We start from the raw sequence: 9531 nt of genomic DNA, 5'->3' as shown, positions 1-9531 counted from the left end.
TCCTCTCGTCCATGACTGCCTCAATTACCTCAATTTTATTTTTATCTCTCATTGTTAGTAGCATCCTTCTCCTCCTTTTGGAGGATAGCTACTGACATAATCACTTAGCAGTTAAACTGACATTTTCATTTAGCTACCACAGCATGGGAGTTCTCACCTTGACCCCTTGTTTTAGGTTAGGTAGAGGTTTTTTCGCCTATGGAAGATTTTATTGTTGGAATTTTAAAAGAGCTTGGGGAAGACCCGAAGCGGGAGGGTTTGTTGCTTACGCCGGCTAGGGTGCGTAAGGCGTTAAAATTTCTTACTAAAGGATATGCAGAAGATCCTTACGAAGTTTTAAATGGGGCTAAGTTTACTGAAAAATATGAAGAGATGATCATTGTCAAAGACATCTCGATTTACAGCCTTTGCGAACATCACTTGTTGCCTTTTTATGGCAAGTGCCATGTGGCTTATATTCCTAAAGGAAAGATCATTGGTTTGTCAAAAATTCCAAGGTTGGTAGAAATTTATGCCAGGCGTTTGCAAGTGCAAGAACGGCTTACCCACCAAATTGCCAATACCATTCAAGAAGTGCTTGATCCCTTAGGCGTGGCTGTGGTTATTGAGGCCGAGCATCTTTGTATGCAAATGCGTGGGGTACAAAAACGAGGGTCAACTGCGATTACTTCAACCATGTTAGGGGCATTTCGCAATCGGCAAGAGACAAGGGCTGAATTTATGAATTTAATAAGTTAATATGGGCTTGTTGAAAAATGTCATTCCCGCCCCTGCCTGCGCAGGGGTAAACTCCGGCGGGAATCCAGAACTGTTTGAAATCACTGGATCCCTGCTTCCGCAGGGATGACAGAAAGTGCATTTTTCAGCATTCCCAATATGACAAGTAAACTTATGAAAAAAAATATCGAAGCAAAAGTTTTAGCAGGCGAGCGTATCAGTGAAGAAGAATGTCTTTATTTATATGAACACCCCGATCTTTTTCAATTAGGCAAATTGGCTTCAACTCTAAAACAGCGTCTTCATGGCAACAAAGTTTATTACAATATCAATCGACATTTAAATTATTCTAATGTTTGTTATGTGGCTTGTAAGTTTTGCGAATTTGGCCAACCTAAAAAATCGGCCAAGGCCTATGAATTAAGTGTTGCCGAGATGCGCGCTAAAGCTGTTGCAGCAGCTAAAGAAGGGGCCACCGAGCTTCATATTGTAGGGGGCCTACATCCCGATTACAAACTGGAATATTATGAGGAGCTGTTGCGTACCCTTAAAGCAACGCTACCTCACGTTCATTTAAAGGCCTTTACGGCTGTAGAGATTGATTATTTCAGTAAGGTTTCAAAAATTTCAATTCAAGAAGTGCTGCAACGTTTGTTGGCTGCAGGCCTAGGCTCCATGCCAGGTGGAGGGGCTGAGATTTTAACCGATCGCATGCATGAGCTTACCTTTAAAAATAAGATCAAGTGGGATCGTTGGTTAGAAATTCATGAAATGGCTCATGGTATGGGGATTCGTTCGAATGCTACAATGCTTTATGGGATTGGAGAAACCTTATCCGAACGCGTGGAGCATTTAAAAAAATTGCGTAATTTACAAGATAAAACCAGTGGGTTTCAAACCTTTATTCCATTAAGTTTTGTGCCCTTTGAAACTCCTCTGGCTCATTTGCCAGAACCAACCGGTATTGAAGACCTTACTAATATCGCGGTGGCGCGCATCTTTTTAGATAATTTCCCTCATATCAAAGTCTATTGGATCATGACCGGGGTTAAGGTGGCGCAACTGGCTTTACAATTTGGGGCCGATGATTTTGATGGCACGGTGATGCAAGAAACCATTGTGCACATGGCAGGTGCCGATAGCCCAGAAGGCCTGACCGTACGTGAATTGCAGGCCCTTATTACTGAGGCAGGTGCTGTGCCGGTTGAACGGGATACCCTCTATCAGCCTGTTTCCCGCCTGGTTGCTTAAGGAATCTCTGCAAAACTATTACGCAGTTCAATAGCTGCGTTGCCACCCAAAAAAATCCTCATGTATTTTCATATACATTCCGGTTTTTTTGGGGCCCGGCGCCTTGCTCTTGAACTGCTCACTACGTTTTGCAGAGATTCCTTAATTCAAAGTAAATTTAAAATAATGAATAGCGAGGCCTAGTTTTTTCCACTTAGTTTCAAAATAAGTGGGGAAGAGGGATTGGCCTGATTCAAAAGTAAACTTTCCATTCTTTTGAAAGACAGCAGACATTTGTTGAGCATAGGGTTCATGATCAGTGGCCAAATATAGAGTGCCCTTAGGTTTTAATAATTTTACTAAATGATCGACAAAATAACCTTGAACCATTCGATGTTTACCATGCACCCGCTTGGGCCATGGGTCGGGGAATAAAATATAAATCGATTGAAATTGAATCTTGTGGAAGAATTTTTCTAATACCACCCGCGCGTCTCCTAGCACCAGGGTTAGATTATTGATTTTTAATTTTTCAGCGCGTTTACAAATTTTTTCAAAACGTTTCTTCTTTTTTTCAATGGCTATAAAATGATGCGTGGGGAATTGTTGGCATTGGTGCATAACAAAAGCCCCATTGCCGGGCCCGATTTCTAAAGATAAGTTTGAAGTAGGAAAAGTAGGAACCGTCCCAATGGGCAATGGGCTCATCTGCCAACCTTGGATAGGTTTTTCGGGTGGAATGTAGACTTTCGTTTGCATGAGTACTTCTTTTAGGGATAAAATCCGTATCATGCAAGAGGATTGGAAGTATTTCGATCTGTACCTCAATCACCTTAAATTAGAACGTAATTTAAGCCCTAATACCCTTGAAAGTTATGCCAGGGATTTGCGTTTGTTTTATGATTTTATTTTAAAGCAAAGCAGAATTAAATTTTCAAAAATTACTGAAGTACAAGTTCGCGAATTTATTAACGCTCAGTTTGACAAAGGGTCTCGAGCCAAAACGTTAGCCCGCCGATTGTCGGCCTTGCGAATGTTTTTTCGATATGGGTTAGAAGAAAAGTTTTTTTCCAACAATCCCATGGAAAATATTGAACTGCCAAAATTATCTAAAAGATTACCTCAATTTTTGACCGAAGCGGAGATCAACGAATTATTAACGAAACCAGATTTAACCACCCCGATTGGTCTGCGCGATAAAGCCATGCTTGAGGTGGCTTATGCCTGTGGATTAAGGGTCTCCGAGTTGGTGCAAATAACCATGGGGGATATTCATTTTAATGAAGGCATTGTGAAGGTGTTGGGTAAGGGTGGCAAAGAACGATGGGTGCCAGCGGGGCGTTCGGCCTTGGCTGCTATGAAAGATTATGCAGAATTAGCCAGGCCTCATTTACTTCGAAAAAAATTGTCGCCTTATTTTTTTCTTTCTCAAAAAGGTGGTCGATTAACCAGACAACAATTTTTTTTACAGCTCAAAAAATATGCTAAGCTAGCCGGCATCACAAAAAACATCAGCCCTCATAAACTACGGCATACTTTTGCCACGCATTTAATTGAGCATGGGGCAGATTTGCGTTCGGTGCAAACCATGTTGGGACACGCCGATCTCAGCAGCACCCAAATTTATACCCACGTCACCGGCGAACGATTACGCAAAATCTACGACCTCCACCCCCGCGCTAAACTTAGAGCCAAAAAGTAACCCCTGTAAATCGCCGTACCTAAAAAGAGATTGAAGTGACTTTGAAGGTGAGGTGGTTGCGACCCTAATGCGGGTTTGCCGGCACGGAATCCTTCCGCGTTCCCACTCAGAAGTGGGCCTCGGCTTTCCATGCCGGCAAACATGCATTGGGGGCACCGCCGCTTCCGCGATGGGTCGGCGAAACCACCTCACCTTCAAAGTCACTTCAATCTCTTTTTATATTTCTCAAATATTTGCAGAGAAGTCTTTTCGAGGTAGGGAGAGGCCAAGGGAGAGCCTTTCAGCGCAGGAGGGCGGCCGTAGGAGGGTTAAAAAATTTTATTGTTTTTTTGAATTAGAGGACGACAGAGGAGTACTCTAATTCAACTAAAAAACAAAAAATTTTTTAGCCCGACTAGGCCGACCGGGCGCGGGCTCTCCATTGGCCTCTCCCTACCTCGAAAAGACGTGGTGCTAATTGCAGATGAAGAGGTGAGCTTCCTTGTGCTTGACCTTTATTGGGGGTGACGTTAGCTGTATTGGGGTGCAGGAAAAAATCCAATTGCTTATTTTATTTTATCCCGCCTTTCTTTTTTCTCTTTCCTTTCACGAAACCGCCCACGCATTTATTGCGAATAAATTAGGCGATGCTACTGCTAAAAATCAGGGCCGGATTTCTTTTAATCCTTTAGTGCATGCGGATTTAATTGGGACTATTTTATTGCCCATGCTCGTGATTTTAACGGGCGCTCGGGTTCCCATTGGCGGCTGGGGAAAACCTGTGCCAGTGGAGCTGGCTAATTTAAAAAAGCCAAGACGAGATAATCTTTGGATCGCCTTTGCTGGCCCATTAAGCAATTTGCTTTTAGCCGTGATTGCGGCCGGATTTTTGTGGTTGATTTATGCCGTGGTGGCTAGCCAGGCAGGGGAGTGGTTAAGTGGGAAACCCTTTTTTCGTTCTACCCTTAGTATTATTTATGCCTTGTTTGAAATGGGTGTTCATATCAATTTAGGGTTGGCTTTTTTTAATTTGATTCCCTTACATCCTTTAGATGGGGGCAAGGTATTGGAGGGTTTTTTGCCTGAAAGTTGGGTAGAGGCTTATAATCAGGTGGCACAGTTTGGGATTTTCATTCTAATCGTGATGTATTATGTTGGGGCCTATGCGGTGATTCGTTATCCGGTAAGTTGGTTGACCGAACTGTTGATCCCTAATTTCTAAAAGGAGCATGAGTCGTAAGTGAAAAAGGCAAACAAAATAGTGGTGAGTGGGATGCGCCCCACCGGGCGATTGCACTTAGGTCATTTTCACGGGGTGTTAGAAAATTGGCTTGAGTTACAAAAATTGCACACCTGTTATTTTTTTGTGGCCGATTGGCATGCCTTAACCACCGAATATCAAACCCCAGATAATCTTTTTAATTTTTCTCAAGAAATGGTGTTGGATTGGCTAGCCTTGGGGTTGGACCCTAATCAAGCCACGCTTTTTATCCAATCTCATATTCCAGAGCATGCCGAGCTACATTTGCTGCTCGCTATGCTTACCCCCATTAGTTGGTTAGAGCGAGTGCCTAGTTACAAAGAATTAAAGATGGAGTTAAAAGATAAAGATCTTTCGACCTACGGTTTTTTGGGCTACCCTTTATTGCAAACCGCTGATGTGGCCATTTATAAGGCTGATTATGTCCCCGTGGGGCAAGACCAAGTGGCGCATTTAGAATTGGCACGTGAGGTGATTCGCCGGTTTAATTTTTTATATGGGCAAGGGGTGCTTAAAGAATGTCAGCCCTTGCTTACCAAAACACAAAAATTATTGGGTTTGGATAATCGTAAAATGTCAAAGAGTTATGACAACTGTATTTATTTAAGTGATGATGCAGTAACCCTTCAAAAAAAAATGAGTGTTGCCATCACTGATCCAGCAAGAGTTCGTCGTACCGATCCGGGGAACCCCGATGTTTGTAATGTTTTTGCTTATCATAAAATTTATTCTCCTGCTCAAGAGGTAGCCGAAGTAGATAAAGAATGCAGACGAGCTGGGATAGGTTGTATGGATTGTAAAAAGAAAGTAAGTCATAATATCATCAAATTTTTAGAACCCACTTGGCAAAAACGCGCCGAGTTGCAGAAAGATAAACACTTCGTGATGGACATCCTTGAAAAGGGGGCCAAGCAGGCGAGAAGCCATGCTCAAGCCACCTTGCACGAAGTCAATAAGGTGATGAAATTAGGCTAAGAGGGAATTCATGGAATATCGAGTTGACATTGAAGTTTTTGAAGGGCCTTTAGATTTATTGCTTCATCTGGTGCAACAAGAAAAGGTGGATATTAGTGATATTCCTATTGCCAAGGTGCTCGATCAATACCTTGCCTATTTAAATCTGATGGAAGAACTTAATATTGATTTATCGGGTGATTTTATTCTCATGGCCAGTGAACTGGCCTTGATTAAGTCTAAAATGTTATTACCCGCAGACGGGCAAGAGGATGAAGAAGAGGGTGTAGATCCTCGTGCCGATCTGATTCGTCGGCTCTTGGAATATCAACGTTATAAAGAAGGGGCTGCGTTGTTAATGGGGCGGCCTTTGTTGGAGCGAGATGTCTTTGTAAGAGGGCAGCCAGAAGATTTAGGCATGGAGGCAACCCCTTTAGAGGCAGATCTTTTTAATTTGGTCACTTGCTTTAGTCAAATTTTAGCTAGGGCCCCTAAGGTTTTGGCCCACGAAGTGATGGCGACCAGCATGAGTGTCACTGAGAGAATTTATGAGTTGATTGAACAATTTAAAACATCCCAACATCAAGCGCTGGAGTTTAAAGAATTATTTAAAGACAAACAAACCCGCGATCGATTGATTGTGACTTTTTTGGCGATTTTAGAGATGTGTCGGTTAAAAATATTAGGCATTCGCCAAATGAAGGCGGGGGAATCTATTTTTATCACTCCGCAGTTGGTTGAAAATTCGGAGATTAAAGTCGATGGCGTTACTTTGCATTAAAGGTGTCTGAAAAAGTTCTTTTAAAGTCGGCGGTCTTGCGGAAGTGGCGTGGCCCCTCTGTCATTGCGAGCCCAACGGGCGAAGCAATCTCCTCGGTTAGGCAGAAGAGATTGCTTCACCCTGCTGGGTTCGCAATGACAGAGGGTGCCAGCCTTGCAATGACAGAAAGTTCATAAAAGAACTTTTTCAGGGATATTTTTATGAATAAAGGAGCTTTATGATAGCCCAAGAAAATTTAGCACAGATCTTGGAAAGTTTAATTTTTGCGGCGCGTGAACCTTTGACGGTGAATCAGATGGTCGAGGTGGTTCAACGTGGTATGGAGGCGGCCACCGATGCAGCGCTCGATGGGGCTTTGACTGCCGAAGAACAGTTGGCAACCAAGCAACAATTAGAAGAAGAAAAAATCGGTAAGGCTGAAGTAAAAACAGCTTTAGATGCTTTGTTCGAAAAGTATCGTAGGGCTGGTGAATATGGCATTGAGTTGGTTGAAGTTGCAGGAGGGTTTCAATTTCGCACCAAACCTGACTTGGCGCCATGGATTAAGTTGTTATTCAAACCTTCCCCCACCAAATTATCGAAACCTGCCATGGAAACATTGGCGATCATTGCCTATCGGCAACCCTTGACTCGAGTAGAAGTAGAATCAATGCGCGGGGTTGATTCTGGGGCGGTGTTAAAAACTTTATTAGAAAAAGATTTGGTAAAGGTGGTGGGTAAAAAAGACGATATTGGCAAACCGGCCCTTTATGGCACCACAACTTATTTTTTAGAGCTGTTTAATTTGAATAGCATTAAAGATATTCCTAGTTTGAGAGATTTAGAAGAAATCGAACAAGAATTTAAAGCCCAGGCCAGCCAAGAGAGTTTGTCTCTTGCCAATTATCAAGAAGATACTTCGCCAGAAGATTTAGAGATGCGTTTGTTGCATTTAGAAAAAGCAGAGCAAGAAGAAGTGCTGGAGCTAGAAGACAAGCTTAATGAATTGCGCAAACTAGAAAAAGATATGTTCCCCCCCGACAAAGATTCTACAAAAGTTGATTAAGTGTGGCAGAGCGTATTCAAAAAATACTTTCTCAAGCGGGGATTGCTTCGCGACGTGAGGCGGAGAAGTTGATTTTACAGGGGCAGGTGCGGGTTAATGGGTTATTAGTAAAAGATTTGGGGTTCAAAGTTGATTTGTCAAAAGATCAACTCGTGGTGCGTGGTAAAAAAATTCTTCTTCCTTCATCCAAACTTTATTTTGCTTATTATAAACCGAGAGGTGTGATTGTTAGTAAAAAAGATGAGTGGGGCAGAAAAGCTTGGGCGGATTTACTTAAATTACCCAAAGAGGTCAATGCCGTTGGGCGATTAGATAAAGATTCTGAAGGCCTTTTGCTGTTAACCAGCGATGGGGCATTATTGCAACAGCTTACTCACCCGCGCTATGAAGTCCCTAAAGTTTATCGAGTGCAGGTGACCCCAGGCCCTCGTCAAGCATTGCAACAGGCTTTAGAACAAGGGGTAAGCTTGGATGGGAAACCGTGCCGGGCTTTGGAAGTTAAAATTGGAATTTTAGGTAAGCCGGATTGGATTGAATTAACTTTGTTAGAAGGAAGAAATCGCGAGATTCGTCGGATGCTTGAGTTATTTGATTATCAGGTTAAACGGTTGATTCGGATTAAGCATGGGAAGATAGCATTAGGTAATATGGAGCCGGGGGAGCTTAAGACATTAACTCAAGAACAAGTGAAACAGTTAAAGGGCAAATAAAATTCTTTTTGAAATCGGCAGAAGCTTTCCGGGGTCCGTGTCGTCCGGCGGTTATGGCCGCCGGACGCACTCAAAGTCTCGGCTTCCATGGCATCATATCCATTGATATGGAAGCCTCCGACAAACCCCTCCAAGCTTCAGCCGATTTCAAAAGGAATTTTACAATTCCCAATTTCAAAATATAGAATAATATGAAGCACAAAAAAAAAGCATGCAGACAGCTGCATGCTTTTTGAGGGTAGCGGGGATAGGATTTGAACCTATGACCTCCGGGTTATGAGCCCGGCGAGCTACCAGACTGCTCCACCCCGCGGTATTAAAAAATCTCTGCAAAAGAGAACGGTCTACGCTTATAGTGATTTGAAAATGAAATTGCAAGGTGCAAAACAAATTGCAAATAAAACGAGATGAATGCGTGAGTGTAAAAAAGTTTTGTCAAGTGGAAATGAAATTTAGTATAATTAATGCAAATTAATACAAATAGTTGTTGACTATAGTGATAATTAATTTTAATATTGAAATTAATAACATACGTTACTTCTAACAACCTAAGGAGGGTTAACCGTATGGCAGCAAAGAAAAAGAAAAAGTCCGCAAAGAAAAAGAAAGCTAAAAAGGCAAGCAAGAAGAAAAAGAAAAGATAGGCTTTCTCGGATAATAAATTTAAAACCCCCGGCCTAAAAACTGGGGGTTTTTATTTTGTGCGATTGAGGCAGAAGAGATTGCGGAAGTTTATCCTGAGTATCAGCGATGCAATGAATGGATGCCGGATCAAGTCCGGCATGACGTCATCCCGGACCCCGATCCGGGATCTATATATGACAGTAGGTTGTTTAATGATAAGTAGGTTGGTATAAAATAAGTTCTGGGGTTATTTCGGCGGCGTGGTTGAGAATATTATTGGCGATGTCAAAAATTTCACCCTCGAGTGGAATGCCGCTTTGAACCCACAGGCGATTAAAACGTTCAGTCCCAATATCACCACTCAACACTTCTACGCACAATTCTTTTAATATCTGATGCATTTAGACTCCCTGGCCAACAATGCAAATGGACCCCTTTTAGGGGATTCCTTATGAACAATTATACTAAAGTTATATATAATTTCAATTAAAATAAACAATAATTCATAAAATATTATTAAAATGTTAT

At 42.2% G+C, this 9531-nt stretch carries 10 protein-coding genes and 1 tRNA gene; 8 read left to right on the top strand and 3 right to left on the bottom strand.

The features are described 5' to 3' along the window. The first annotated feature begins 198 nt into the window (after positions 1-198). The gene (folE, locus tag HYU97_09070) at positions 199-738 is read left to right on the top strand and encodes a GTP cyclohydrolase I FolE (protein ID MBI2336893.1); all 540 of its coding nucleotides are present in this window, start codon (positions 199-201) and stop codon (positions 736-738) included. A 105-nt stretch (positions 739-843) separates the two neighbouring features. Beyond that, the gene (gene mqnE, locus HYU97_09065; GenBank protein ID MBI2336892.1) at positions 844-1968 is read left to right on the top strand and encodes an aminofutalosine synthase MqnE; all 1125 of its coding nucleotides are present in this window, start codon (positions 844-846) and stop codon (positions 1966-1968) included. Between the two features lie 141 nt (positions 1969-2109). On the opposite strand, the gene trmB is transcribed toward mqnE, so the two are convergent. Then, the gene (gene trmB / locus HYU97_09060; protein ID MBI2336891.1) at positions 2110-2706 is read right to left on the bottom strand and encodes a tRNA (guanosine(46)-N7)-methyltransferase TrmB; all 597 of its coding nucleotides are present in this window, start codon (positions 2704-2706) and stop codon (positions 2110-2112) included. A 31-nt stretch (positions 2707-2737) separates the two neighbouring features. Between trmB and xerD the strand changes: the two genes are divergently transcribed. The 6 genes from xerD (at position 2738) to HYU97_09030 (ending at position 8379) form a co-directional block, all read left to right on the top strand. Continuing rightward, the gene (xerD, locus tag HYU97_09055) at positions 2738-3649 is read left to right on the top strand and encodes a site-specific tyrosine recombinase XerD (protein ID MBI2336890.1); all 912 of its coding nucleotides are present in this window, start codon (positions 2738-2740) and stop codon (positions 3647-3649) included. A gap of 523 nt (positions 3650-4172) precedes the next feature. Beyond that, the gene (locus tag HYU97_09050) at positions 4173-4850 is read left to right on the top strand and encodes a site-2 protease family protein (GenBank protein MBI2336889.1); all 678 of its coding nucleotides are present in this window, start codon (positions 4173-4175) and stop codon (positions 4848-4850) included. Between the two features lie 51 nt (positions 4851-4901). Further along, positions 4902-5864, top strand: coding sequence for a tryptophan--tRNA ligase (gene trpS, locus HYU97_09045; protein ID MBI2336888.1), 963 nt, complete (start codon positions 4902-4904; stop codon positions 5862-5864). Between the two features lie 10 nt (positions 5865-5874). Continuing rightward, on the top strand, positions 5875-6624 hold the full coding sequence (locus HYU97_09040; GenBank protein MBI2336887.1) for a segregation/condensation protein A: 750 nt from the start codon (positions 5875-5877) through the stop codon (positions 6622-6624). 217 nt (positions 6625-6841) lie between these two features. Then, entirely contained in the window at positions 6842-7669 is an 828-nt protein-coding gene (gene scpB, locus HYU97_09035) for an SMC-Scp complex subunit ScpB (GenBank protein MBI2336886.1), read from the top strand. A gap of 2 nt (positions 7670-7671) precedes the next feature. Further along, a complete protein-coding gene (locus HYU97_09030) occupies positions 7672-8379 on the top strand; it encodes an rRNA pseudouridine synthase (GenBank protein ID MBI2336885.1) in 708 nt (235 codons plus the stop codon). A 239-nt stretch (positions 8380-8618) separates the two neighbouring features. On the opposite strand, the gene HYU97_09025 is transcribed toward HYU97_09030, so the two are convergent. Together HYU97_09025 and HYU97_09020 are read right to left on the bottom strand one after the other, a co-directional pair. Further along, positions 8619-8692, bottom strand: a tRNA-Met gene (locus tag HYU97_09025). A gap of 520 nt (positions 8693-9212) precedes the next feature. After that, on the bottom strand, positions 9213-9404 hold the full coding sequence (locus HYU97_09020) for a hypothetical protein (protein MBI2336884.1): 192 nt from the start codon (positions 9402-9404) through the stop codon (positions 9213-9215). Between the last annotated feature and the right edge of the window lie 127 nt (positions 9405-9531).

It is taken from the genome of Deltaproteobacteria bacterium (assembly GCA_016183235.1).
GTDB lineage: Bacteria > UBA10199 > UBA10199 > DSSB01 > JACPFA01 > JACPFA01.
The sequence above is the reverse complement of the archived record's forward strand: the minus strand, read 5'-3'. Positions and strand labels throughout refer to the sequence as shown.

Excerpts from the sequence above, each read along its gene's own strand:
- folE (MBI2336893.1), top strand. The coding sequence starts at position 199 with ATGGAAGATTTTATTGTTGGAATTTTAAAAGAGCTTGGGGAAGACCCG.
- mqnE (MBI2336892.1), top strand. The coding sequence starts at position 844 with ATGACAGAAAGTGCATTTTTCAGCATTCCCAATATGACAAGTAAACTT.
- trmB (MBI2336891.1), bottom strand. The coding sequence starts at position 2,706 with ATGCAAACGAAAGTCTACATTCCACCCGAAAAACCTATCCAAGGTTGG.
- xerD (MBI2336890.1), top strand. The coding sequence starts at position 2,738 with ATGCAAGAGGATTGGAAGTATTTCGATCTGTACCTCAATCACCTTAAA.
- trpS (MBI2336888.1), top strand. The coding sequence starts at position 4,902 with ATGCGCCCCACCGGGCGATTGCACTTAGGTCATTTTCACGGGGTGTTA.
- HYU97_09040 (MBI2336887.1), top strand. The coding sequence starts at position 5,875 with ATGGAATATCGAGTTGACATTGAAGTTTTTGAAGGGCCTTTAGATTTA.
- scpB (MBI2336886.1), top strand. The coding sequence starts at position 6,842 with ATGATAGCCCAAGAAAATTTAGCACAGATCTTGGAAAGTTTAATTTTT.
- HYU97_09020 (MBI2336884.1), bottom strand. The coding sequence starts at position 9,404 with ATGCATCAGATATTAAAAGAATTGTGCGTAGAAGTGTTGAGTGGTGAT.